The following is a 24,535-nucleotide window of genomic DNA, read 5'->3' as shown; positions in this document are numbered from 1 at the left end:
AATGACGAGGGTATAAGTAGTGAAATTTTCTACTTTATGAGGCCGTTTTATAATGTTTTTAAACGCTACCTAAGCAAAACACAGTTCGAAACCAAATGAAAAACATTTATGGTTTTTTTAAGATTCATAATACAGTTAAATGGCTGAGTTTGCGTTTAATTTTCTACTTTTGCAATCTCAAAAAAAATAAGGTTAACACAATAAAGTTTTAAGATATGTTATCAGTTTCTAATCTCTCGGTACAATTCGGAAAGCGCGTTCTTTTTGATGAAGTAAGCACCACATTCAATAATGGTAATTGCTATGGAATTATTGGTGCCAATGGTGCCGGAAAATCCACGTTTCTAAAAATTATCGCTGGCAAGATGGATCCAACATCTGGAAGTGTGCATTTAGAGCCAGGAAAGCGTATGTCTGTTTTAGAGCAGGATCACAACAAGCATGATGAAGATACTGTTTTGGAAACTGTATTAAAAGGAAACAAACCACTATATAAGTTGAAATCCCAAATTGATGCCTTATACGCTGATTATACGGATGAAAATGCTGAGAAAATTGGAGAGCTTCAGGTACAGTTTGAAGAAATGAACGGATGGAATGCCGATAGTGATGCAGCAGCCATGTTATCTAACTTAGGTATAAAGGAGGAACATCATTATACCTTAATGAAAGATTTGGATGGTAAACAAAAAGTCCGCGTGCTGTTGGCTCAAGCCTTATTCGGTAATCCGGATTTGTTGATAATGGATGAGCCTACCAATGATTTGGATTATGAAACCATCTCTTGGTTAGAAAATTTCTTGGCAAATTATGATAACTGTGTCATTGTAGTATCTCACGATAGACACTTTTTGGATTCGGTTTGTACACATATTTCTGATATCGATTTTGGGAAAATTAACCATTTCTCTGGTAACTATACCTTTTGGTATGAGTCGTCTCAATTAGCGGCAAGACAACATGCACAGCAAAATAAAAAAGCTGAAGAGAAGAAAAAGGAACTCGAAGATTTTATCCGTCGTTTTTCGGCCAACGTTGCAAAATCCAAACAAGCAACCAGTAGAAAGAAGATGATCGATAAACTGAACATTTCTGAAATAAGACGTTCTAGTCGTCGTTATCCCGCGATTATTTTTGAACGCGATCGCGAAGCTGGAGACCAAATTTTAAATGTTGAAGGTCTATCGGCCAGTTTAGATGGCGAAGTATTATTTAAGGATATTGATATCAATTTGAATAAAGGTGATAAAGTGGTCGTTTATTCTAAAGATTCAAGAGCTACAACCGCATTTTATCAAATTTTGAATGGCAACGAAAAAGCGGATGCAGGAAAATTTTCTTGGGGAGTAACCACCACGCAATCGTATTTACCACTGGATAATAGTGAATTTTTCAACAACAAATTATCATTGGTCGATTGGTTACGTCAATGGGCAACTACGGAAGAAGAACGTGAAGAAGTCCATATCAGAGGATTTTTGGGGAAGATGATTTTCAGCGGAGAAGAAGCTCTAAAAACTTCGGATGTTTTATCAGGAGGCGAAAAAGTACGTTGTATGCTAAGCCGAATGATGATGATTAGAGCCAACGTTTTAATGTTGGACGAACCAACAAACCATTTGGATTTGGAAAGTATTACAGCTTTTAATAATTCACTTAAAAACTTTAAAGGCACAGTAATGTTAACCACTCATGACTATGAGTTTGCACAAACCGTAGGTAACCGTATTATAGAATTAACACCAAACGGCGTCATTGATCGTTATATGACTTTTGATGAGTATATGAGTGATACAAAGATTAAAGAGCAGCGCGAGAAGATGTATGGTGTGACGGTTTAAGCTCTTCACCTTATTTATGAATTAAAAAAATGCTAGTGAATATAAACCCTAGCATTTTTTTTGGAATGATTTTATAAAAAAATATAATCATTAATTAATATTCTTAAGATGCTTGATATCTTAATTTTATTGAATATTGCTAACTAAGAAGAAGCTTCCATCTCAGCCTTAACACGATTCACAATGACCATGGCTTTATCTAATTCATCGTTATGCACAAATACTTCTTGATAACCACTGTTGATTGAACCTTGACCTCCTAATCGTTGTGATTCGCCTTCGTCTTTTATTATGGGAATAATTCCTGTACGCTCTAATTCGTCTCTAACTCGGATAGCTAAAATGGAACTACCTTCATAAACTTTTGTATATTCTATCGTGCTCATAATATTAGGATTTAAATGTAATAGTAAGTTACGAAAAACTTCAGAATGTTACACTATTTTAGGAGGAACTCTTTTCTAAAATTCTTCAATTAACATAAAAACCACATTTCAAAATATATTCTAGGCATTAAAATATCTGCTATTCCAAATGGCAGTATTAAAATTTTTACCAGTAGCAAACCCATAATAAATCACCATTGCAGCAATACATTTGAACATAAAAAAGAAAATCATTCCTATTTGTGAATCGGTCATGTTATGGGCAAAAAGGCCATCTGGCACTAAACCTGTAGCAATTAGACTCACCAGAAGTGTGGTAACCAAAAGATTGACGATATTTTTAAATGGTAACATCAGTAACTTTCTAAAAGGGTGAAGGTCATTTCCCCATTTATGGATTAGATAATAATACCCATTTCCAATAGGTGCAAAAAGTAAAGGATCGTCTGCATTTTCTAGTTTGAATAATTTTGAAGGCGCCACAATTTTAAAACCATTGATTTCTGTATTATGGTCTTTTTCCAGTTGCTTTATTTTAGAAATGGCTTCATAGGGTAATTCGCCTTTGAAATATTTGGTATCCAAAAACCGAAGTCTATAATCAATGCAAATGGTTTTAATAGCGTCAATGTGATAGATGTGTTCTGTGGCGAGTAAATCGAATTTAAAATTGTTATCGATGCCGTTGTTGGACGCTGACAAGGTATCTAGAATTCTTTCATCCTTGATGTCATCTTGTTGAAGTATTTGATGTACTTCGTTAAGAATAAAGTCTTCATTGTTTTGGCGCTTTTTGAAACGCCGTAATTTTTCTTCAACATTAGTTTTCTTAAATAGCATGACGATTTTTTCTTTTAAAAATATAAATCAAATTTATCATTTACAACATTTTAACACTATTGGTCTTATTTAGAATGGCACTATTTAATTGAATATAATAATTCAATATGACATTTATTTACAAACGATTAGATCCAGTTAAAATATTTTGTGTTCGTTTAAAGTATAGGATCTTGAGCAATTAGTGTTATGAAATAAAGTTTCTTTGCTCTTTTATAATTCGTGAACTAAAACTATAAGAATGGCATAAAGATTTTAATTCTGTTCTTTTTTTGTTTAGGATAGAAATAAAGTTTTCGTCATTGCCGACCAGCAAAGCCAGCTAGATAAGTTTGCTATAACACGAAAAGACTATTCGAATGCTGAAAATAGATTTTAACTATTAAAATATAAGTTAAAAAAATATAGAGATTTTATTTGAAGCTGAATATTCTTTAACTTTAGAGATATTTAACTTCTAAAACTTCTAACGATAAAACAACAATTTAATCATGGACAATAAAAACACAGAGACTTTTGAACTTAATAACAACGATGCGAGTCAATGCCCATTCTTAAGCGGAAAGCAAGAAGCGGTCGCAGGAGGTGGTGTAAAAAACAGGGATTGGTGGCCAAATGAATTAAAATTGAATATTTTAAGACAGCATGCCTCAAAGAACGATCCTTTAGGTGACGATTTTGATTATGCTGAAGCGTTTAAGAGCGTCAACTTTTCAGAATTAAAGCAAGATGTTCTTAATTTAATGACGGATTCACAAGACTGGTGGCCTGCCGATTATGGGCATTATGGTGGTTTTATGATTCGTATGGCATGGCATAGTGCTGGTACTTATAGAGTAGGTGATGGACGTGGTGGTGCTGGTACAGGTAATCAACGTTTTGCACCGATAAATAGCTGGCCAGATAATGGTAACTTGGATAAAGCGAGATTGTTATTATGGCCAATTAAGCAAAAATATGGTAGAAAAGTATCTTGGGCAGATCTTATGATTTTAGCAGGAAATTGTGCTCTAGAATCCATGGGCTTCCCAACCTTTGGTTTTGCAGGTGGAAGAGAGGATATTTGGGAGCCAGAACAAGATGTATATTGGGGAAGTGAAACGGAATGGGGCGCCAATGAAGAACGTTACGGAAACAGTGATAACTATAACGAACGTGACTTAGAAGACCCATTAGCTGCGGTAATGATGGGTTGGATTTACGTTAATCCTGAAGGTCCAGACGGCAAACCAGATCCAATGGGTTCTGCCAAGGATGTAAGGGAAACGTTTGGTAGAATGGCAATGAACGATGAAGAAACGGTAGCTTTGGTGGCAGGTGGTCATACATTTGGTAAAGCACATGGTGCGGCAGATCCGAATGAATATGTTGGCGTTGAACCTCATGGATCGCCGATTGAAGATATGAGTATGGGATGGAAGAATTCATTTAATAGTGGTGTATTGGATGATGTTATTACCAGTGGTATCGAAGGTGCATGGACACCGCATCCAACACGTTGGGACAATGAATATTTCGATGTTTTATTAAATAATGAGTGGGAATTAGTAAAAAGTCCAGCTGGTGCCCACCAATGGACACCAACGGCTGATTCTAATGCGCCAATGGCACCAAAAGCTGGTGATGCTAATGGCAGACAAGCGCTGATGATGACTACTGCAGATATTGCGTTAAAAACCGATCCTGCATATCTGGAAATTTCAAAACGTTTCCACAAAGATCATAAAGCCTTTGAAGACGCGTTTGCCAGAGCTTGGTACAAGCTAACACATAGAGATATGGGACCAATAGATCGTTATTTAGGACCAGAAGTACCAAGTGAGGAATTAATTTGGCAAGATCCAATTCCTAAAGTGGATTATAATCTAAGTGATGCTGATATTTCGTCTTTAAAGCAAATGCTAATGGACTCTGGTTTGTCAATATCAGAACTAGTAAGAACAGCTTGGGCTTCGGCTTCAACTTATAGAAACTCTGACAAAAGAGGTGGCGCTAATGGTGCACGTTTACGTTTAGAGCCACAACGCAGCTGGAAAGTAAATAATCCTGAAGAACTGGATAAAGTATTGAAAGTACTTTCCGACATTCAATCTAAATTTGATGGAACGATTTCTATGGCCGATTTAATAGTATTGGCAGGTACAGTTGGTGTTGAAGAAGCAGCCAAGAAAGCAGGTCATAACATTTCTGTGCCATTTTCACAGGGTAGAGGTGATGCGTCACAAGAGCAAACGGATATTGAGCAATTTAATTATTTGAAACCTCTTGGTGATGGTTTTAGAAATTACCAAAATGCGAATATGGATATCAAAGCTGAAGATTTATTAATTGACAAAGCGAACTTGATGTCACTTTCAATTCCAGAAATGACCGTTTTAGTAGGAGGTATGCGTGTTTTGGGAGCAAATTATGATGGCTCTAGACATGGTGTGTTTACGGATAACGTAGGAAGCTTAACCAATGATTTCTTTAAAAATCTATTAGATTTATCAATCACTTGGAAAGCCGCTACATCAGAAGAAAAAGAATTTATAGGTCGTGACCGAAAAACAGGAGCGATGAAATTCTCAGCCACAAGAGCAGATTTAATCTTTGGTTCTAATTCGGAATTAAGAGCGGTTTGTGAAGTTTACGGCGCAAATGATGGCGAAGAAAAATTTGTAAAGGATTTTGTCTCAGCTTGGACTAAAGTGATGAATGCTGATCGTTTTGATTTGAAGTAATTATTTGATTAATAGTGATTTGGAAAGGTGACTCAGGGATGGGTTGCCTTTTTTTATGATGTTTTCTCGAAGACAGTGTTAAGATTATTATCGTTTTACGTATGAGTCCGTATCAGTAATTTGTAGCAGAGTTTACTGAACTGAAAAGAAATTCAGTATAAGTAAACGAAGGTAACAGAAATTTTCAATTACTAAATATTCAATTAAAACAAAAAACCACCCTGTTTTCACAAAGTGGTTTTATAAAATCTATTCTTCTTTCTCAATTATTTATCAATCGATCCCAAAACGCGAGACATAAATTTATTTAATGCCTCTTTTTTAGGTGTGCCATCTTTCACCATTTTATGGACCTCAATGGCGCCATACATGTTGGAAATTAACTCGCCTATAACATCGAGTTCTTCATCTTTTAGAGAAGGTACTTCCGTTAGATTTTCGAGCGTTTCAATGGTTTCAACGATATAATCCTCGTCATTGTCTTCAATGAACTGCGTCAAATTTTTAATTACTGGTAATTTCATGTCCCATCTCTAATCTTCCCTAAGGGAAGAAACTGTTTTTTAGATTAATACTAATTATATAGCTTCTTCAACAAGTTCCTTTAAAACGTCAAACTTATTAGTTTGTACTTGGCCTTTAAATTCGCCATTCTTGAACGTCGCAAAGGTTGGTAAATTATCTACTGTGGCCAATTTTCTACTGTCAGGAAATTTCTCAGCATCAGCAATAACGAAATTTGCATTCTCGTTTTCTGTTGCTAATTTCTTGAATTTTGGTTTCATGATGCGGCAATTACCACACCAAGTAGCAGAATACTGAACCACAACGGTTTCGTTTTCTGCAATGATGTCTTGTAAGTTATCTTTATCTAATTCTTGAATCATTTTTTTAATTTATAAGACCTTTCAGGTTTTAGAAACCTGAAAGGTCTAGTGTTCTATTCTAGTTTAAGTGTGCCTTCAAATACTCACGAGTACCTTCTGCATTGGCTTTCATGGCATCTTTGCCATCTTCCCAGTTTGCAGGACAAACTTCACCTTTTTCCTGTACGTGCGTTAACGCATCGATAATTCTTAAGTATTCCTTCACATTTCTGCCTAATGGCATGTTGTTCACACTTTCATGCTGAATGGTTCCTTCTTCATCGATGATGTAAGTCGCTCTGTAGGTTACGTTGTCACCTTCAACAGTTAAAAGTCCTGTTTCTTCATTATACTGTTCGTTAAAAATATCGAGGATGCCTAAGGCTGAAGCTAAGTTACGGTTAGAATCTGCCAAAAGTGGATATGTTACACCTTCGATTCCTCCATTGTCTTTGGCAGTGCTTAACCATGCAAAGTGAACTTCAGCAGTATCACAAGATGCACCAATAACTATAGTGTTTCTTTTTTCAAACTCCCCTAAAGCGGCTTGAAAGGCGTGTAATTCTGTTGGGCAAACAAAAGTGAAATCTTTTGGATACCAGAATAATACGACTTTTTTATTATTGTTTTTCGCTTCTTCAAGAACGTTCACTTTAAAAGTGTCGCCCATGTCGTTCATAGCGTTTACGCTTAAATTTGGAAATTGTCTTCCTACTAATGCCATTATATTTTGTTTTAAATGATTAATTTCTGCTACAAATTTAGTCAGAAGAATAGTACTTTAAAATAGATATTGATTATGATAGCTAATAGTGAAATAGTATGTGCTAATGGCCTCAAAAAAGAGGGCTATATTTTATGGGAATGATAATTTTAGCCTGTAAAAGTTGTGGACTTGGTAATGAAAGCCAGAAATGCGTTAAGAATTAAACCTTCTTTTTTGTTAACATTTTTATTTTAATTCTGAAGGCAGCGAAAACTAAGGTTGTAAATGGACTTAACCAATTGAATATAGCATAGACAAAGTAATCTGCGACGCTAACACCTAAGACACCACTTTGGTAAGCACCACAAGTATTCCAAGGAATAAGAACAGAGGTTACTGTACCAGAATCCTCTAATGTACGACTTAAATTTTCAGGAGCTAAACCTTTATCCTCATAGGCTTTTTTAAACATTTTTCCAGGTACAACAAGTGCTAAATATTGATCAGATGCTGTTACGTTAAGAGCTAAACAACTTGCAACTGTACTTGCAAATAACCCAAAAGTTGTAGTTGCTAACTTTAATAGTGCTTTGCTTATTTTAGAAAGAGCACCAATAGCATCCATAATTCCTCCGAAAACCATAGCACATATAATTAGCCATATTGTGCCTAACATACCACTCATTCCTTTTCCTGAAGCGGAAAATAGGCTTTGTAGAGTTTCATTTTCTGTAGCGATAGTTGTCTTTACTGTAATAGCATCCATAATTCCTTTATATGCAGAATTGAAAGTTAATTGGTCTACACCAGCGATTTGAGCTACAATTTGAGGTTGAAAAATTAATGCAAAAACACCACCGAGCAATGTTCCAATTAGTAATGCGATTAGAGGAGATGTTTTTTTTATTATTAGAAATATTACAGCTAATGGAACTAAAAATAGCCATCCGTTAATATTGAAAGTTTTATTTATATCATTAATGAGTATAGAAGTATCTGCAACTCCCTCAGTGTTTTGGGTAAAACCTAAGATTATAAACACAATAAGTGTTACAATTATAGTTGGAACAGTAGTAAGTGCCATGTATCTAATATGTGAAAATAATTCACTTCCTGCCATTGCAGGAGCAAGGTTTGTTGTGTCACTTAATGGTGACATTTTATCTCCGAAGTATGCGCCAGACAGAACAGCACCTGCCGTCATTCCTAATGATATGCCTAAAGCTTCACCGATCCCAATTAACGCAATACCTACAGTTGCTGAAGTAGTCCAAGAGCTACCAGTAGCAATGGAAATAATAGCACATATAATAACACAAGCAGCTAAAAAAATAGTAGGATTTAGAACTTGAAGACCATAATAAATCATAGCAGGTATAATTCCACTAATTAGCCATGTGCCTGCCAAAGCTCCAACCATTAATAATATCAATAAAGCACCAGTAGTTGATTTTATGTTCTCGGCAACTTCATCAATCATTTGACTAAAAGTAACTTTGTTATAAAGTCCAATAACAGCCGCAACTGCTGCCCCTAAAATTAAAATAAATTGATTGCTACCACTTAAAGCGTCATCGCCATAGACAAAAACATTATAAGCAAGCATGCCGACTAAAGCAATTACAGGAATTAGAGCCTCCCAAATATTTAGTTCTTTATTTTCAACAATATGCTCATGTTGTGGTTGTCTTGGATTAATGTCTTGGCTTTCCATTCAGTTTGATTTAGTTCTGTAATGTTACGATTTTGTGATACCAAATGCAAATAGCTGGCAGGTTTCTAAAAAGTCGCATGAATTATATTTATTAATGAAATTAAGCGTAGTGATGCTATGACTATTAAAAATAGTTTTATCTCCACAAATTTATTCTCATTTTTTCGGTTAAAAACATTGCGGAAATGAAATTTAAAACCTTAATAATTAATAATTTAATTATGCAATTGTTAAAACAAATTCATGTTTCATGTAAAACTACCACTACATTAACACAACATCACAGTTATTTAAATCATTAATTAATGAGATAGCTAAAATTTTCTAATTGTAAAGTCCTTTAAAATCAGGCGGTATTGGTACTCATAAACATAATACAAGTACTGTATGGTTCTTATGCCATTTTTTAATAGCCAAACCTCTATTCTTGTTATATCTTACATAAGTTGTGAATTACTATATCTAATCTATTTTATGACATGATTATTATTGCAAAAATTAAAATTGAACCCTCATCAAAAATTAAATGATTCAGCTATGAAATCAATTATAAAATTTTCATTTTTTTTACTATTTACATTTGCATTAAATGCACAGGTAGGTATAGGTACAACAACTCCTAATGGAGCTCTCGAAATAACCTCAATAACAGATGGTTTACTGATACCAAGAGTTGCGTTAATAGATTTAACCACGCCTACAGTATTAACACCAACAGAATCTGAAATTGTATTTAACACTACAAGTAATGGTACGGTAGAACCCGGTTATTACTACCTCGCTGATATCTCAGGTGCATTAACATGGGTAAGATTTGGTGGTAGTGGTTGGCTTTTAGATGGTAATCCTGCCGTTACAGCTTCTAATTTTTTGGGTTCTATAAACGACGCAGACGTTGCTTTTAGAAGATTCAATTTACCAGCTGGAAAAATTGGTTCAACAAATACATCTTTTGGTGTTGGTGCCTTAGAAGTGAATACAAATACAAACAATGTTGCATTTGGGACAAACGCTTTAGGATCTAGTATTAATGGTGTAGAAAGCGTTGCTATTGGAAGTAACGCCTTATCTGGTTCTACCGCTTCTGGCCCTAATGCTTTTTCAGGATATGCCAATATAGCAATTGGGTTCAATACACTCACAAATATAGATCCTGGAAATGACAATGTAGCCATAGGCTATCAAGCGCTTCAAAATAATATCGCCAATCAAGTTACTGGTACTGGAAATAGAAATATTGGAATAGGTTATAGAGCGGGACAAAATAACCGAGCAACTGGATTTATCGCGATTGGTTTTGAAGCTGGTGTTGGCAATAGAGCTGCAAATAATATCGCTATCGGTACTAATACTTTAGACAATCATTTGGATACAGCTTCCGATCGCAATATAGCCATTGGGACAGATGCTATGGGTACAGGCTCTGTTGTGTCACAAACGGTTTCAAAGAATATTGCTATAGGATTTCAAGCTGGTCAGTCCATAACATCAATTAATAATATAGCTATCGGAGATCAGGCAGGATTAGCGTTAGGAGGAGGAGAGTCTAATATTGCTATTGGTACTGCTACTATGGTTCAAGGTGGTGGTTCCGCATTTAATGTGGCAATTGGTGTAGATGCTATGTTTAATTATACAGGTGGTAGTAACGTGGCAATAGGTTACAGAGCTAATCAATTTAATGGAAGTGGAAATCAAAGTGTTGCTATTGGTCATAGTGCTAGTACGGCTAACCGAACAAATTCAATAGCTATTGGATATCAGGCAACTGCTTCCGCGGATAATGAAATTCGCTTAGGTAATAATGCTATTGCTGAAGTCATAACGTCTGGTATTGTTAATGCACCGAGTTTTTTAGCAACAGGAACAGGCACACCATATGCAGATTATGTTTTTCAAGATTACTATAGCGGAATGTCTGAAATTAAGTCTGATTATAAATTTAATACATTAGAAAAGGCAGAAGCGTTTGTGCTTAAAAACGGTCATTTACCTGGTGTAAAATCGTTTGCTGAAGTTATGGAGAATGGCTTTAAATTAGAACTTACAGAAGCTACTATTACAAATTTGGAGAAAATAGAAGAACAATTTCTTTATATAACTGAACTGAATAAGAAAATAAAAGCACAAGAAAATACGATAAGCACACAATATGAAAAAATAAAAGCTCTTGAAGCGCGATTAGACAGAATAGAAAAGCTTTTAGATAAATAAAATAAATTTTAATTTATAGCATGTAGAAATCTGAGTTTGAGGCTCAGGTTTTTCAAGTTTATAAAATGTCCAATTCCACCATACAAGCCTTCATCATCTCATAAGTCCTCTCAATATCGGCATCCAATCCGATAGAAAAACGAATTAAACCATCACTCAAGCCCATTGCTTCTTGTTCTTCCTCAGGAATTTCAGACGATGTAGAACTGCCAGGTGCACTGAATAAGGTTTTATAGAATCCTAAACTAACTGCCAAATAACCAAGGTTGCGTTCTTGCATCATTTCCATCAACGCATTAGCTTTATCTAGAGTACCAACATCAATGGTCATCATACCACCAAAGCCATATTTTTCATTCATCATGGATTTAAATAACTCATGGGATGGGTGAGAAGTCAAACCTGGGTAAACGGTCTTAAGACCATCATTTTCAAATTTTTCGGCTAAAAAAGTGGCGTTATGGCTGTGTTGCATCATCCTGATATGCAAGGTTCTTAGATTCTTTAGAACCGAAGCCGAACGTAAACTATCCATGGTAGAACCCAATAGCATAGCAGCACCACTATTGACGTTTCGTAAATCGTCAATCAGTTCTTGGCGACCACAAACCACACCGCCAACGGTATCAGAAGAGCCGTTGATGAATTTGGTCAAACTATGTACCACGATATCTGCACCCAATTTTACAGGGGAAATGGACAATGGGGAAAACGTATTGTCAACTACCAATTTAAGCTTGTGTTTTTGTGCTAGTTTAGATAATCCCTTTATATCAGCAACTTCTAATAGCGGATTGCTAACGGATTCGCAATACAAGACTTTTGTTTTCGGTGTAATTGCAGCTTCCACAATATCTAGTTTTGTAATATCAATAAATGTCGTCTCAATACCCAAACGCGGCGTAAAATTTTTAAGAAAAGCATAAGTGCCTCCATAGATCGTTCTGCTACTTACTACATGATCTCCAGCATCGCAAAGTTGTAACAATACAGGTGTAATAGCTCCCATTCCTGAAGCTGTAACGGTTGCTGTCTCCGTTCCTTCCATCGCAGCTAAAGCTTCGCCTAAATATAAGTTTGAGGGCGATGAATGACGCGAGTATAAATAACAGCCATCAGCATTACCTTCAAAGGTATCGAACATTGTTTTTGCAGATAAGAACGTATAGGTTGATGAATCTGAAATGGAAGGATTCACACCTCCGAATTCACCGAAGTATTGTAAATCTTGAATATTGTTTGCAGGTTTAAAAGCCATATTGTCTTGATTTGATTGTTATTCAAAATTGAACAATTTTAGATGTATTGTCAAGTATAAATTGATTATTTAGAAAATAAAACTATATTTAATCTAATAATAAGATTTATAATCTATGTTTATAAGTAAATTTGATTTTAACCTGAAAAAATATAAGAATGACTTTCGACGTGATTGACAGAAAATTATTAGAACTGCTACAAAACGACAGTAAACAAACCAACAAAGCATTAGCTCATGCCTTAGGTTTGTCGGTTACGGCAGTTTACGAACGCATCAAAAAACTTGAAAATAATAAAGTTGTTAATCGCTATGTGGCACTAGTTGATAAAAAGAAAGTTGATAAAGATTTTGTGGTATTTTGTAATATTAAGTTGGTGCAACATACACAAGATTACGTTGTAAAATTTGAAAGGGAAGTGGCCAAGCTTAATGAAGTCTTAGAATGTTATCATATTAGTGGCGATTATGATTACCTTATAAAAGTTTTGGTAGAAGATATGGAAGCGTTTAGGGAGTTTATGGTCAAAAAACTAACCACCATTGACCATATTGGTAGTACCTATAGTATGTTTATGATTAATGAAGTGAAACATACCACAGCAATTTCAATATAACGCATACCAAGCACAATCTGCAACCGCGTCGAATTCTTTCCAATATTCATATTGGTTGCTGTAGCTTTTGCTATAGGTTTTCATGAATGAATTATAAAGGGAATTGGAATTTTTGATTTTCTATAAATTGCACTCTGTGCATTAAAAAGAACTGATATTTAGAACATTTTTTTTGACCGCTATCAATCACTTTTAAAAAATGAAATTCTTTTAATTGTAATAAATACAGCTTTATTTTAACTTGCTACTTTACAGGTGTTACCATGACTTTTTTTGGTGAAATTCCCTTTGATTTCACATTTTTATAAAAACAAAATCTAAGCTTATGTTAACCATTGAAAATGCGTTTTATGGTTTATATTTATTTATCGTTGGAATGGGAGATATGTTAGGTTTTCCCAATTAGATTAATTTTTTACTTTTACATTATGAAACAGTCCCAAATCAAAGATTTATATCGCTTTATATTCAAGTCATATGAAAAGCCATCTCTAAAGAAACATATCGAAAAATTAATAGAGCTCGATGAGTATTTGCCTTACAGTTCTACGTTTTTTTGCGTTACCAATACCCAAGAATTAACTTTCGAATATGTAAGTAAAAACTATAAGTCGTGCCTAGGATTAGACGCAAGTGAGCTAAAAGTACATGGTATGCGTTATTTTTGGAGTAGAATTCATCCAGAGGATGTTGATGCATGGTTAAGCGCACTTAATAATTTAATGGAATTTACACTCAGTGAAATACCAGAAGAGAGACGAAAAGATGCGAATTACACATGGAATTTTAGATTGAAAAATGCAGATGATATTTATGTCAATATCGTACAGAATACAACCCCTTTGGTTTTTGATTCTGCTGGAAAACCCATAATTGGATTAGCTCATTACACGGTTTTGGATCCAAATATAAAAATGGAGATTACGGCTTCTGCTAAATTGCTTAACGCCAAAAAAGAATATGAAACCATATACTTTAACAACTTTTCGCAAAAATTATTAGATGATGGGATTAGTAACAGAGAACGGGACGTTATAAGATTACTGGTGCTAAACCATACAAGTAAAGAAATTTCTGAGAAGTTAAGTATAAGTTCACACACGGTAGATACACACCGAAGGAATATATTGAAAAAGCTTAAAATTTCGTCAACAGGAGAACTCGTTGGTATGTTAAAAATGAATCAACATTGGTTGTAAATTAAATAAATACTCAAATTGAGTATTGTGACATCATTAAATAATATGCAATTTTGGTTTGCTATTAGCAACTTAGGGAAAACAGGTCCATTCTTTTAGATTAATTTAATCAGCTAAAAGTTTGGGCTTTTTTTAGACAATTTCTTCAAAACCTCAGGTTTCATTAATTCTATACTAATCGGCTACGACGTAAACTGAACGCTATTTCGAAATCTCTTTTTATTATTAGGATGGGGAATATTTAAGGCATAAAGTTTAAATATTTTAATAGGTAATAACACTAGGAATTCTGTGAGCTATGATTACGATCTAAAATCCCAATCTTGAATTAATGAATCTATTATGATTCGGAAACATAAATCATAAATTCAATGTAATAGCCGTTTGCCTTCCCACAAAACATTCGTATTTTTGTTGGTATTAAAACTAATCAGACAAAAATTTTCTTATGAAGTCATACGATGTAGCAATAATAGGTTCTGGACCTGGCGGTTATGTAGCCGCAATTCGTTGCGCACAATTAGGCATGAAAACTGCCATTATTGAAAAATATTCCACGCTTGGTGGTACTTGCTTGAACGTAGGCTGTATTCCTAGCAAAGCCTTATTAAGTTCGTCGCACCATTATGAAGAAGCCACGAAACATTTTGAAGAGCATGGTATTGAGATTCCAGGTGACGTTAAAGTGAATCTGGAAAAAATGATTGGTCGTAAGCAAGCAGTTGTGGATCAAACAACTGGTGGTATTGATTTCTTAATGAAGAAAAATAATATTGACGTTTTTGAAGGGTTAGGGTCTTTTAAAGATGCGACTCATATTAAAATTGATGGTAAAGATGCTCAGGAAATTGAAGCAAAAAAAATCATCATTGCAACAGGAAGTAAGCCAAGTAACTTGCCATTTATAGAATTAGATAAGGAGCGTATCATCACTTCAACTGAAGCTTTAAAACTGAAAGAAATTCCAAAGCACCTCATTATCATTGGTGGCGGTGTTATTGGTTTAGAGCTCGGTCAAGTCTATCGTCGTTTAGGTGCAGAAGTGACGGTTATAGAATATATGGACAGAATTATACCGACTATGGATGCTGGTTTGTCTAAGGAATTGAATAAGGTTTTTAAGAAGGCAAAATGTAAAATGATGGTATCGCATAAAGTGCAATCTGTTGAACGTAAAGGTGATGAAGTCCTTGTAAAAGCTGAAAACAAAAAAGGCGAAGTCGTGGAATTTAAAGGCGATTATTGCTTAGTGTCTGTTGGTCGTCGTCCTTATACGGATGGCCTTAATGCGGAAGCTGCAGGTGTGAAAATCAATGATAGAGGACAAGTTGAAGTTAATGAGCATCTACAAACCTCTGCATCCCATATTTATGCTATTGGCGATGTCATCAAAGGCGCGATGTTGGCACATAAAGCTGAGGAAGAAGGTGTTTTTGTAGCGGAAACTATGGCAGGACAAAAACCTCATATTGATTATAACTTAATTCCAGGTGTGGTTTATACCTGGCCAGAAGTCGCTGCGGTTGGTAAAACTGAAGAGGAACTAAAAGCCGATAATGTAGCATATAAAGTGGGTCAATTTCCATTTAGAGCTTTAGGACGCGCTAGAGCAAGTGGTGATTTAGACGGTTTTGTAAAAATATTAGCCGATAAATCTACAGATGAAGTATTGGGAATCCATATGATTGGTGCACGTTGTGCCGATTTAATTGCGGAAGCAGTTGTGGCGATGGAATATAGAGCTTCGGCTGAAGATATTTCCCGTATGTCACATGCACACCCAACATTCGCCGAAGCAGTAAAAGAAGCCGCTTTAGCAGCAACTGACGATAGAGCATTACACGTATAGACCAATTAGACCAAAAAGATATGATAATAGAACCAAGAACTAGAGGATTTATTTGTTTAACCTCGCATCCAACAGGTTGTGAGCAAAATGTATTGGATCAAATAAATTATATAAAAGAACGACCAACTAAAAACGGGCCTAAAAAAGTATTGGTAATTGGCGCTTCAACCGGATTTGGTTTAGCCTCGAGAATAACAAGTGCTTATGGCTCTGATGCTTCAACTATTGGTGTGTTTTTCGAAAAGCCACCATCAGAAGGGCGTCCTGCTTCGCCAGGTTGGTACAATAGTGCAGCTTTTGAGAAACAAGCTCACAAAGATGGTTTATATGCCAAAAGTATCAATGGCGATGCGTTTTCTAACGAAATTAAAGCACAAACCTTAAAATTAATAAAAGACGATTTGGGTAAAATAGATATGCTGATTTACAGTTTGGCTTCGCCAGTAAGAACGCATCCCGATACAGGCGAACGTTTTAAGTCTGTTCTAAAACCCATTGGAGACACTTTTACTAATAAGACGGTCGATTTTCATACAGGCGAAGTCAAGGAAATTTCTATTGAACCAAGTTCTGGCGATGATATTGAAAATACAGTGGCTGTAATGGGAGGCGAAGATTGGCAAATGTGGATTGATTTATTAAAATCTGAAGATGTATTATCTGAGGATTTTAAAACTGTTGCCTATTCTTATATCGGACCATCATTAACTGAAGCCGTTTACAGAAAAGGAACAATTGGAGCGGCGAAAGATGATTTGGAAGCGACAGCTTTTAAAATTACGGATACTTTAGAGGACATCAATGGGAAAGCCTATGTTTCTGTGAATAAAGCCCTAGTAACCCAAGCGAGTTCTGCAATTCCTGTAATTCCATTATACATTTCATTATTGTATCAAGTGATGAAGGACGAAGGCATTCACGAAGGATGTATTGAGCAAATTGAACGATTGTTTAACGAACGTCTATATGCTGAAAATTTAGAATTGGATGACGCTGGAAGAATACGCATTGACGATTGGGAAATGCGAGACGATATCCAAGCAAAAGTCTTAGAACTTTGGAAACAAGCAACCACAGAAACTCTGCCAAATATTGGCGATTTAGAAGGTTATAAAACCGATTTCTTTAATCTCTTTGGATTTGAAGTTGATGGCGTTGACTATGATAAGGATGTGGATGAAATGGTCGCTATTACTGGATTGCAAGTATAAGTAATTAGATATAACATAATTTGAAAAGCGAAGTTCTGTAATGGATTTTCGCTTTTTTTTGACACTAATTTCACTCAACTCACATATCTGTGCGGATATTTTGCTTTGCAACTTAGCTCCTGAGAATTTTTGGGATTTTAAATAAATTATTACACAAAGTTCCACAGTGAAGGCATGAAGATTCACAGAAGAATTAAATGAAACCAATAATTGACTTTCAGAGTAAATTAAAAAACGTTTCACTTTTCACTGAATACTGAATACTGAACACTGGGACTGAATACGCTTTCAAAGTTCCTGAATCAAATCCTCAATACGAAGCCGCTTACTATAGTCGTACTCATTAACGTCCCTAACAAAACAATAGGTACTGATTTCTTCGTTTTTTACTTTTTCTGAAAGTTGTTCAACCGTGAATGGTCCGAATTCTTTTGATTTTTCAATATAATAGAATTCGTGATCGTAAATAATGGTGCTGACTTTCTTTTTATATTTCTCTTTTAAATACGCTTGAATATCTTCAATCGAATTCAGCTCGTCTTCATAATTTGTCGTATTGATGTAAAGCGCAAATTCCTCTTTATCTTGATTGTTAAGCACTAAAATATCATCATCCTTAAAATAAGCTTCCACAGTAATCAGCCCATCCTCGGTTTCAATGGTAAAATTGTTTTGGATATTGATATTCCAAGTGGTTTTAATAACGTTGTTTTTTCGGGATATTTCAAGAACATTATCTTCTTTAAAGGTATAAATCGATTTCTTTTTAGAAATACCATTGACCAATACCCATTGCTGATTTATAAAATGGGAATCGTGATGACGCTCATAGCTAAATGGCTTTAAATTGGGAATCGTGTCGTGTAGATAATCATTCATTTAGCAGGTATTCAATAGCATAGCAGTAACTATACAACGTTAAGATTCGGGTGTTTATTTTCTTAAAGTTAAAAATTTTCCAGAAGTTTCAAAACTTCTTTCTTATAACTTCGACTAATGGAAAGCGCTTTTCGATGAACTGTAACCTGTTCATTTGTAAAAGACTGAATTTGTGATAAAGCCACAATATAAGACCTATGGATTCTCAGGAATCGATTTTTGGGTAATTTGGCTTCAATGGCTGTGATGGTTTCCCTAGTTACAATGATGGAGTTGGAAAGATGTATTTTGATATAATCACTTAAACTTTCAATATAGAGAATAGAATCAAAATCTACTTTCAGCATTTTTCGGTCAGAACGTACAAATATGAAGTCGTTATTTTCTGATGGTTCTGAAAAATTTTCAATTGAAGAAGCGCTCACTTCAAAATAACGGTTTACGGATTTCAATAAGCGCTCAAAAGCAATAGGTTTTAAAAGATAATCTACAGCTTGCAAATCAAAACCTTCAACAGCATAATCTCTATAGGCCGTGGTAAAGATAATCTTGATATTTTTATTTATGGATTTGGCAAAGGAAATGCCCGAAACCTCAGGCATATTAATATCTAAAAAAATTAAGTCAACTTTATGGTTATTAATAAAATTAAAGGCTTCAATCGCATTTTTACATTGTGCAATAACGTTCATGTTTTCAATTTTGGATAAGTGCGAAGCTATAATGTCCCGCGCCATTATTTCATCGTCAACAATGATACAAGAAATAGTTTTAGACATCTTTTAACGTTGGGTTTAGGTTTAAGTTTAAGGCGACCATATAATTATTTTCATCTCTATTAATTTTGAGATGATGTTGATTCGGGTATAAGAATACCAAACGCTTTTTTATATTTTCCAAACCAATACCTTCATCAGTGTTTGAATCTTTGGTACAGGTATTTTCAATTTTGAAATCAATTTTATCATGGGTTGCTATAATATCAATAAGTATTTCCAGTTTACCATTCCTGATTTTTCCATGTTTAAAACTGTTTTCAACAAAAGGTATCAATAACATGGGCGCAATTTCAATGGGTTCTGAACTTATATGTTTTGAAAAATTTACGCTCAAAGTATCACTAAATCGCATTTGCTCTAAGCTGATATAATCTTCAATATGATGTATTTCATCATTCAAACTTACAAACGGTTTATCCACTTGATACAATAAGTAATCCAACAAGTTGGATAGTTTTAATATCATTTCTGGTGTTTCATCCGCTTTTTTCAATGCGAAACCATACATAGTATTCAGCGTGTTAAACAGAAAGTGTGGATGAATCTGCATTTTTAAATATTTCAGTTCTTGTTCTTTTAATTTCAATTGTGTTTCAAGAATTTTAGTTTCAAGCGTTTGGGTTCTTTTTGAAGCCCTTATATTTAGTTTCATCAGCTTAAACGCACTTACTATGAAGGTGACAAGATATATTCCGGTCAACACGAAAAGAATATTTCTAGTCAAAGGATTCATGTCATTATATTCAAAATTTGAAATATAAATCAAACTAAAAAAGATAGAAACCATGACTAAATACGCTGAAATTATCAGCGTATAAATACTATAAAGTACAAACTGAAAATAACGTTTTGCTATGAGATAATCTGGTATTAATTTATAAATGGAGACATAAGTTGTGGCAATTGTAATCGGCATCAAAAACAAAGAAAATATTAATGTATCTCCAAAATTATTACTGCCAACACCAAAAAAATAGGTGTAGAATAGGAGCACAGCACACCAGAATATAATATGGAGCAGGCCTTGACCGATTTTTTTATATATGAAATTCGTTTTAAGCATTTAGAAAATCCATATTACAATAATACTGTATTTTTAGAGTGTTTTATGAGTTTATAGACGAATAACGGAATTAGCAATGGATTCAACATAGTGCCAAATCCCAACTTAAAATGGTTATCCGTCGCAAATATATATATTGAAGGTATTTATGTTTTAAGTTTGAGGTATGTTTAACTTAATATCATTGATCATGAACGAATTAGTAATTTCAAATGTTATAATCATTTCCAATCCATTTGTGGATCGATTTAACGAAGGTGGCCCATTCTTTATGTCGCTTATTTTAATCTGTCTTTTATTGTCCATATTCCTTTTAATTAACGGCTTCATCAACCTTAAGAAAGATATGGCAAAAACCGAAAAAATGCTAAAACTAACGGTAGATTCCAGTCTGTTGGGACTGGTTTTAGGGTTTTTAGGGTCTGTTATAGGCTTAATTTCAGCCTTTGATTCTGTGGAAGCGATGGGAAATCCTAATCCAGCTATGTTCGCTGGTGGATTAAAAGTGTCGCTCTTAACAGCCACTTTTGGATTATTTACTTTTGTAATTGCAAGAATTGGAATTCTAGTGTTACGTTGGTTTGTCAATTCTGAAAAACAGGAATAATTCTAACGGAAAAATTATCCATTAAATGAAGCGAACTTTTTAAAGTTCGCTTTTTTTACGTCCAGACCTTAATATTCTGTAATTTTGTAAAAACATCCTAATGGAAGAACTAACCCTCACAACACCAGCACTTTTATTTTCGGCAATATCCTTAATCATGTTGGCCTATACGAATCGGTTTTTGGCTTATGCAGCTATCATTCGGAATTTACGCGACCAATATCTAGAGCATCAGGATAGTTCTATTCTTAGGCAGATAAACAATCTAAAGTTAAGAGTAAAATTAACTAGGTACATGCAAATTTCAGGAATCACTAGTTTGTTATTTTGTGTGCTTACAATGTTTTTAATCTATGTAAATTATGATGTTATAGCAGTTTGGGCCTTTGGAATTGGGCTTTTGCTACTCATAGTGTCTTTGGCTTTTTTAATATGGGAAATTCAAATATCAGCTCAGGCATTACAACATCATTTGGGAGATATTGAAAATCATTTAAAAAAGTAAGAAAATTATTAAATAAAATGTGACCTCATAATATTTTTAGTGTCTTAACTTTACATACTCCTTAAAATGAGTTTAATATCAATCCATTAATCCGATCATAAAATCTCTTGACACAAGACGCTGTTCATAACCTAACCGATGAAGCGCTCGTAGAAGCCATTGTCAAAACCAACGATACTCTGTTGTTCGAGGTGCTATACGATAGATATGAGAGCATGGTATATAACAAATGTTATGGATTTGCAAATGGTGTTGACGAGGCCAAGGATTTAACCCAAGATGTTTTTTTAAGGGTGTTCGTGAAATTGGCGAGTTTTAAAGGGAAATCAAAATTTTCAACTTGGTTATATGCATTTACCTACAATCATTGTGTGAATTATGTGACCAGAAATACGGCTAAAAAGTTTGAAAAAAAGTCGGTTAGCACTGAAAATTTTGACATTGAGAATATTGGCGAAGACATCGATTCTACCCGTGAGTTTGAAAGCATGAGAGTAGAACAGTTAAAGAAAGTCATGGAAATGATTTCGCCAGATGAAAAAATGATTCTGTTATTAAAATATCAAGATAATTTATCAATTAAAGAACTGGCTGACGCTTTAGATATTGGGGAAAGTGCGGTTAAAATGCGATTAAAAAGAGCAAAAGAAAAACTTGTACAGAAGTACACTAATTATACGACAGATGGAAAATCCATTTAAAAACCTAGACCAACCTTTACAGGAAGTTCCACAAGAACTTAAAGGCAAAGTTATGCACGATATTGCCATGGCGAAGCTTTTTATGGAAATAGCGGAGTTGTTTTCGTATAATATTGGACATATTATTGAGAGTGTAACGAATAAAAGAAAGAAGGAATAATACTAAATAAACCCTAACTTAAAATTATTAGTATGAAAAATTTTACAGAATATAAGAACTCAGCAATGCAATCATTGTCATCAATGTGGCCAGAAATTGCATCCATTGCTTTTAAGGCGTTGGGAGCCTTATTAATTATTGTAATTGGTTGGTTGATTACAAAGTTTATCGTTAAAGCCATAAAAAAGGTATTGAAAATCGCCAAAGCAGATAAACTTGATGAAAAGCTAAACTCTATAGAGATAGTAGAAGGGAAGCAATTGAAATTTGATACTATAAAAGTGGTGTCTAAGTTTGTGAAATATATAATGTATATCATTATAATCATTACTGCTTCAGATGCTATTGGCTTAGAGATTATTTCTAATCAGGTTGGAGAACTTTTGGCTTATTTACCACAATTATTTGCAGCGTTGCTGATTTTTATTTTAGGCTTAATCTTTGCAAATTTTGTTAAGAATAATCTGAAATCACTTTTTGAATCCATGGATTTGTCTGGTGGGAAAATGATAAGTCAGGTGGTGTTTTTCTTATTGCTAACATTCATATCGATCACAGCTTTGAACCAAGCGGGAATTGATACAGAAATCATTACGAGCAACATCACTATGATATTAGCTGCTTTTCTAGGTGCATTTGCAATCGCAGTTGGCTTAGGAGCAAGGGAAGTCGTCGGTAAATTATTAAATACATTTTACGCTCGTAAGACTTTCGAAGTTGGGCAAAAAATCATCTTCAACAATGAAACTTATACAATTGATGCTGTTCAAAGCATTTCAGTAATATTAAAAAATCCTAAAGGACGACTTATTGTGCCCATTAAGGATTTAGTAGAAAATCAAGTACAAATGCAGGATTAACTATGAGGTTAGGGTCATAGGTTTTATGTTTACATAAAATGTAATCCTGCATGTACTTGAGGTATATTGAAAACCCTTTTCATTAATTTGATTAGGGTTTTTTATTTTTATAGAGTGAGTATCTTACTGACCACTGACCACTGACCACTGGGACTGAAACACTATTTCTTATTCCGTCGGTTATAATTCTTATCGCCTCGAGTTTTCGGTTTTTTATACTTTTTAGCAATTTCCCGTCTATAAGAACCACCTAAATTTTCCTTTTGGTTTTTTTCTTTCTTTTCATGAAAAGCGGGACCTGGTGCATCTTCATCACGTCGTTTTGTGGGATTGTTTCGCTCTCTAATCTGTGGACGTTCTTCTTCAATTAATTCTGTTGAAATCTCAACGTTTTCAGGAATAGTGAGCGTTTCAATTTTCATTTGCATGAGTTCCTCTATACGCTCTAAACCTTCCTGTTCGGTTTCAGTAGAAAAAAGAATAGAATGGCCTTCTTGTTCAGCTCTACCGGTTCTACCGATTCTGTGCATGTAGTTTTCAGGATAATCTGGTGTGTCAAAGTTGATGACATGGGAAACCCCTTCAATATCCAGGCCTCTTGCCATGACGTCTGTAGCTACCAACAGTCGGTTTTCACCTTCTCTAAATTGTTCAATACTGCGTAAGCGGTAATTTTGTGTTTTGTTGGAATGGATAACACAAGATTCATTCGGGAATAAGTCCTCCAATTGATCAAAAAGGCGGTCAGCCATTTTCTTGTAGGCCACAAAAATCAGGACTTTTGAAAATGCCTCTTTATCTTGAAGTAAATGTTCCAATAGGTTGACTTTAGTGTAAAAGTTAGGAACATCGTAACGTTCTTGTTTAATGTTTTCCAAAGGCGTACCAGAAACCGCAATCGATATTTTTGTGGGATTAATAAAAAAATCGGTAATCAAATCATCCACATCTTTGGTCATAGTTGCCGAATACATAATGTTTTGGCGACGCTGTGGAAGAATGTCAAAAATATTCATCAGTTGATGTCTAAAACCTAAATCGAGCATCACGTCCACTTCGTCAATCACTAATTTCTGAATCGATTTTAATTGTAAAACCCTACTCACGGCTAAATCGTAAAGTCGTCCAGGAGTTGCTACAATAATATCCTGACCTTGTGCAACCGCTTGTTTTTGTGTATTAATATTGGTACCACCATAAACACCCAACACACGATTGTTGATGTATTTAGAAAATTTTTCAATCTCACTCACAACTTGCACCACCAATTCACGCGTAGGCACCAAAACCAAAACCCTTGGGTTATCTTGTTGCGAATATTTAAGGTTTCGTAAAATGGGCAACATATAGGCAAGGGTCTTACCAGTACCAGTTTGTGCAATACCAACCACATCCTTTCCAGAAGCCACCACGCTAAAGGATTCTTCTTGAATAGGCGTAGGTGTGTCAAAGCCTAAATCATCTAAAGCGTTGTATAAAGGTGTATTTAAATTGAGATCTTGAAAAGTCACATCGTTATTTTAAGTTGCAAAGATACATTTTCCAAAGTGGTTATTC

23 protein-coding genes are annotated in these 24,535 nt (G+C 34.7%); 12 read left to right on the top strand and 11 right to left on the bottom strand.

Annotation, left to right across the window (positions count from 1 at the left end; genetic code table 11):
* Nucleotides 1–215 precede the first annotated feature (215 nt).
* Nucleotides 216–1,841 carry an ABC-F family ATP-binding cassette domain-containing protein gene (locus tag HM987_RS09895; protein WP_179007672.1) on the top strand — a complete coding sequence of 542 codons (1,626 nt, stop codon included), beginning with the start codon at nucleotides 216–218 and terminating at the stop codon, nucleotides 1,839–1,841.
* Between the two features lie 143 nt (nucleotides 1,842–1,984).
* Here the strand turns inward: HM987_RS09895 and HM987_RS09890 are convergent, their stop codons facing one another.
* Both HM987_RS09890 and HM987_RS09885 read right to left on the bottom strand, forming a co-directional pair.
* Nucleotides 1,985–2,227, bottom strand: coding sequence for a putative signal transducing protein (locus HM987_RS09890; RefSeq protein WP_178988134.1), 243 nt, complete (start codon nucleotides 2,225–2,227; stop codon nucleotides 1,985–1,987).
* 120 nt (nucleotides 2,228–2,347) lie between these two features.
* Nucleotides 2,348–3,067, bottom strand: coding sequence for a hypothetical protein (locus HM987_RS09885; RefSeq protein WP_178988135.1), 720 nt, complete (start codon nucleotides 3,065–3,067; stop codon nucleotides 2,348–2,350).
* A gap of 491 nt (nucleotides 3,068–3,558) precedes the next feature.
* Here HM987_RS09885 and katG point away from each other — a divergent pair, with 491 nt between their 5' ends.
* Nucleotides 3,559–5,790: a catalase/peroxidase HPI gene (gene katG / locus HM987_RS09880; RefSeq protein WP_179007670.1), complete on the top strand. Its 2,232-nt coding sequence runs from the start codon at nucleotides 3,559–3,561 to the stop codon at nucleotides 5,788–5,790.
* A gap of 266 nt (nucleotides 5,791–6,056) precedes the next feature.
* On the opposite strand, the gene HM987_RS09875 is transcribed toward katG, so the two are convergent.
* The 4 genes from HM987_RS09875 to nhaC form a co-directional block, all read right to left on the bottom strand.
* Nucleotides 6,057–6,314 (bottom strand): DUF6952 family protein, encoded by a 258-nt coding sequence (locus tag HM987_RS09875; RefSeq protein WP_178988138.1) that lies wholly within the window; start codon nucleotides 6,312–6,314, stop codon nucleotides 6,057–6,059.
* A gap of 54 nt (nucleotides 6,315–6,368) precedes the next feature.
* The gene (locus HM987_RS09870) at nucleotides 6,369–6,677 is read right to left on the bottom strand and encodes a thioredoxin family protein (protein ID WP_179007668.1); all 309 of its coding nucleotides are present in this window, start codon (nucleotides 6,675–6,677) and stop codon (nucleotides 6,369–6,371) included.
* A 58-nt stretch (nucleotides 6,678–6,735) separates the two neighbouring features.
* The gene (locus tag HM987_RS09865) at nucleotides 6,736–7,380 is read right to left on the bottom strand and encodes a peroxiredoxin (RefSeq protein ID WP_179007666.1); all 645 of its coding nucleotides are present in this window, start codon (nucleotides 7,378–7,380) and stop codon (nucleotides 6,736–6,738) included.
* 202 nt (nucleotides 7,381–7,582) lie between these two features.
* Nucleotides 7,583–9,076: a Na+/H+ antiporter NhaC gene (gene nhaC, locus HM987_RS09860; RefSeq protein WP_179007664.1), complete on the bottom strand. Its 1,494-nt coding sequence runs from the start codon at nucleotides 9,074–9,076 to the stop codon at nucleotides 7,583–7,585.
* Between the two features lie 537 nt (nucleotides 9,077–9,613).
* Here nhaC and HM987_RS09855 point away from each other — a divergent pair.
* A complete protein-coding gene (locus HM987_RS09855; protein WP_179007662.1) occupies nucleotides 9,614–11,290 on the top strand; it encodes an autotransporter outer membrane beta-barrel domain-containing protein in 1,677 nt (558 codons plus the stop codon).
* Between the two features lie 58 nt (nucleotides 11,291–11,348).
* On the opposite strand, the gene HM987_RS09850 is transcribed toward HM987_RS09855, so the two are convergent.
* Nucleotides 11,349–12,548, bottom strand: a complete 1,200-nt coding sequence (locus HM987_RS09850; protein ID WP_179007660.1) for an aminotransferase class I/II-fold pyridoxal phosphate-dependent enzyme — start codon at nucleotides 12,546–12,548, stop codon at nucleotides 11,349–11,351.
* A 158-nt stretch (nucleotides 12,549–12,706) separates the two neighbouring features.
* Here HM987_RS09850 and HM987_RS09845 point away from each other — a divergent pair, with 158 nt between their 5' ends.
* The 4 genes from HM987_RS09845 to fabV all read left to right on the top strand — a co-directional run bounded on the left by HM987_RS09845 (nucleotide 12,707) and on the right by fabV (nucleotide 17,424).
* Nucleotides 12,707–13,165: an Lrp/AsnC family transcriptional regulator gene (locus HM987_RS09845; protein ID WP_179007659.1), complete on the top strand. Its 459-nt coding sequence runs from the start codon at nucleotides 12,707–12,709 to the stop codon at nucleotides 13,163–13,165.
* A gap of 428 nt (nucleotides 13,166–13,593) precedes the next feature.
* Complete coding sequence (locus HM987_RS09840; RefSeq protein ID WP_179007658.1) at nucleotides 13,594–14,364, top strand: LuxR C-terminal-related transcriptional regulator; 771 nt, start codon at nucleotides 13,594–13,596, stop codon at nucleotides 14,362–14,364.
* 448 nt (nucleotides 14,365–14,812) lie between these two features.
* Nucleotides 14,813–16,213, top strand: a complete 1,401-nt coding sequence (gene lpdA / locus HM987_RS09835) for a dihydrolipoyl dehydrogenase (RefSeq protein WP_179007657.1) — start codon at nucleotides 14,813–14,815, stop codon at nucleotides 16,211–16,213.
* A gap of 20 nt (nucleotides 16,214–16,233) precedes the next feature.
* Nucleotides 16,234–17,424: an enoyl-ACP reductase FabV gene (gene fabV, locus HM987_RS09830; protein WP_179007656.1), complete on the top strand. Its 1,191-nt coding sequence runs from the start codon at nucleotides 16,234–16,236 to the stop codon at nucleotides 17,422–17,424.
* A gap of 288 nt (nucleotides 17,425–17,712) precedes the next feature.
* On the opposite strand, the gene HM987_RS09825 is transcribed toward fabV, so the two are convergent.
* From HM987_RS09825 to HM987_RS09815, 3 genes are all read right to left on the bottom strand, one after another.
* Nucleotides 17,713–18,303 carry a hypothetical protein gene (locus HM987_RS09825; protein WP_179007655.1) on the bottom strand — a complete coding sequence of 197 codons (591 nt, stop codon included), beginning with the start codon at nucleotides 18,301–18,303 and terminating at the stop codon, nucleotides 17,713–17,715.
* Between the two features lie 68 nt (nucleotides 18,304–18,371).
* Nucleotides 18,372–19,082, bottom strand: coding sequence for a LytR/AlgR family response regulator transcription factor (locus HM987_RS09820; protein WP_179007654.1), 711 nt, complete (start codon nucleotides 19,080–19,082; stop codon nucleotides 18,372–18,374).
* Nucleotides 19,075–20,145: a sensor histidine kinase gene (locus HM987_RS09815; RefSeq protein WP_179007653.1), complete on the bottom strand. Its 1,071-nt coding sequence runs from the start codon at nucleotides 20,143–20,145 to the stop codon at nucleotides 19,075–19,077. Before HM987_RS09815 ends, HM987_RS09820 begins: the two co-directional genes overlap by 8 nt.
* 190 nt (nucleotides 20,146–20,335) lie before the next feature.
* Between HM987_RS09815 and HM987_RS09810 the strand changes: the two genes are divergently transcribed.
* From HM987_RS09810 to HM987_RS09790, 5 genes are all read left to right on the top strand, one after another.
* Nucleotides 20,336–20,752 (top strand): MotA/TolQ/ExbB proton channel family protein, encoded by a 417-nt coding sequence (locus tag HM987_RS09810; RefSeq protein ID WP_229724360.1) that lies wholly within the window; start codon nucleotides 20,336–20,338, stop codon nucleotides 20,750–20,752.
* A 100-nt stretch (nucleotides 20,753–20,852) separates the two neighbouring features.
* A complete protein-coding gene (locus HM987_RS09805) occupies nucleotides 20,853–21,257 on the top strand; it encodes a DUF2721 domain-containing protein (protein ID WP_178988152.1) in 405 nt (134 codons plus the stop codon).
* 107 nt (nucleotides 21,258–21,364) lie between these two features.
* The gene (locus HM987_RS09800) at nucleotides 21,365–21,958 is read left to right on the top strand and encodes an RNA polymerase sigma factor (RefSeq protein ID WP_179007652.1); all 594 of its coding nucleotides are present in this window, start codon (nucleotides 21,365–21,367) and stop codon (nucleotides 21,956–21,958) included.
* Nucleotides 21,942–22,118: a hypothetical protein gene (locus HM987_RS09795; protein WP_179007651.1), complete on the top strand. Its 177-nt coding sequence runs from the start codon at nucleotides 21,942–21,944 to the stop codon at nucleotides 22,116–22,118. The genes HM987_RS09800 and HM987_RS09795 overlap by 17 nt, the downstream gene beginning before the upstream one ends.
* 32 nt (nucleotides 22,119–22,150) lie before the next feature.
* On the top strand, nucleotides 22,151–22,978 hold the full coding sequence (locus tag HM987_RS09790) for a mechanosensitive ion channel family protein (RefSeq protein ID WP_179007649.1): 828 nt from the start codon (nucleotides 22,151–22,153) through the stop codon (nucleotides 22,976–22,978).
* 161 nt (nucleotides 22,979–23,139) lie between these two features.
* Here the strand turns inward: HM987_RS09790 and HM987_RS09785 are convergent, their stop codons facing one another.
* A complete protein-coding gene (locus HM987_RS09785) occupies nucleotides 23,140–24,489 on the bottom strand; it encodes a DEAD/DEAH box helicase (RefSeq protein ID WP_179007647.1) in 1,350 nt (449 codons plus the stop codon).
* Nucleotides 24,490–24,535: the final 46 nt, after the last annotated feature.

Source organism: Winogradskyella forsetii (assembly GCF_013394595.1).
Taxonomy (GTDB): domain Bacteria; phylum Bacteroidota; class Bacteroidia; order Flavobacteriales; family Flavobacteriaceae; genus Winogradskyella; species Winogradskyella forsetii.
The sequence above is the reverse complement of the archived record's forward strand: the minus strand, read 5'-3'. Positions and strand labels throughout refer to the sequence as shown.

Excerpts from the sequence above, each read along its gene's own strand:
- HM987_RS09895 (WP_179007672.1), top strand. The coding sequence starts at position 216 with ATGTTATCAGTTTCTAATCTCTCGGTACAATTCGGAAAGCGCGTTCTT.
- HM987_RS09890 (WP_178988134.1), bottom strand. The coding sequence starts at position 2,227 with ATGAGCACGATAGAATATACAAAAGTTTATGAAGGTAGTTCCATTTTA.
- HM987_RS09885 (WP_178988135.1), bottom strand. The coding sequence starts at position 3,067 with ATGCTATTTAAGAAAACTAATGTTGAAGAAAAATTACGGCGTTTCAAA.
- katG (WP_179007670.1), top strand. The coding sequence starts at position 3,559 with ATGGACAATAAAAACACAGAGACTTTTGAACTTAATAACAACGATGCG.
- HM987_RS09875 (WP_178988138.1), bottom strand. The coding sequence starts at position 6,314 with ATGAAATTACCAGTAATTAAAAATTTGACGCAGTTCATTGAAGACAAT.
- HM987_RS09870 (WP_179007668.1), bottom strand. The coding sequence starts at position 6,677 with ATGATTCAAGAATTAGATAAAGATAACTTACAAGACATCATTGCAGAA.
- HM987_RS09865 (WP_179007666.1), bottom strand. The coding sequence starts at position 7,380 with ATGGCATTAGTAGGAAGACAATTTCCAAATTTAAGCGTAAACGCTATG.
- nhaC (WP_179007664.1), bottom strand. The coding sequence starts at position 9,076 with ATGGAAAGCCAAGACATTAATCCAAGACAACCACAACATGAGCATATT.
- HM987_RS09855 (WP_179007662.1), top strand. The coding sequence starts at position 9,614 with ATGAAATCAATTATAAAATTTTCATTTTTTTTACTATTTACATTTGCA.
- HM987_RS09850 (WP_179007660.1), bottom strand. The coding sequence starts at position 12,548 with ATGGCTTTTAAACCTGCAAACAATATTCAAGATTTACAATACTTCGGT.
- HM987_RS09845 (WP_179007659.1), top strand. The coding sequence starts at position 12,707 with ATGACTTTCGACGTGATTGACAGAAAATTATTAGAACTGCTACAAAAC.
- HM987_RS09840 (WP_179007658.1), top strand. The coding sequence starts at position 13,594 with ATGAAACAGTCCCAAATCAAAGATTTATATCGCTTTATATTCAAGTCA.
- lpdA (WP_179007657.1), top strand. The coding sequence starts at position 14,813 with ATGAAGTCATACGATGTAGCAATAATAGGTTCTGGACCTGGCGGTTAT.
- fabV (WP_179007656.1), top strand. The coding sequence starts at position 16,234 with ATGATAATAGAACCAAGAACTAGAGGATTTATTTGTTTAACCTCGCAT.
- HM987_RS09825 (WP_179007655.1), bottom strand. The coding sequence starts at position 18,303 with ATGAATGATTATCTACACGACACGATTCCCAATTTAAAGCCATTTAGC.
- HM987_RS09820 (WP_179007654.1), bottom strand. The coding sequence starts at position 19,082 with ATGTCTAAAACTATTTCTTGTATCATTGTTGACGATGAAATAATGGCG.
- HM987_RS09815 (WP_179007653.1), bottom strand. The coding sequence starts at position 20,145 with ATGCTTAAAACGAATTTCATATATAAAAAAATCGGTCAAGGCCTGCTC.
- HM987_RS09810 (WP_229724360.1), top strand. The coding sequence starts at position 20,336 with ATGAACGAATTAGTAATTTCAAATGTTATAATCATTTCCAATCCATTT.
- HM987_RS09805 (WP_178988152.1), top strand. The coding sequence starts at position 20,853 with ATGGAAGAACTAACCCTCACAACACCAGCACTTTTATTTTCGGCAATA.
- HM987_RS09795 (WP_179007651.1), top strand. The coding sequence starts at position 21,942 with ATGGAAAATCCATTTAAAAACCTAGACCAACCTTTACAGGAAGTTCCA.
- HM987_RS09790 (WP_179007649.1), top strand. The coding sequence starts at position 22,151 with ATGAAAAATTTTACAGAATATAAGAACTCAGCAATGCAATCATTGTCA.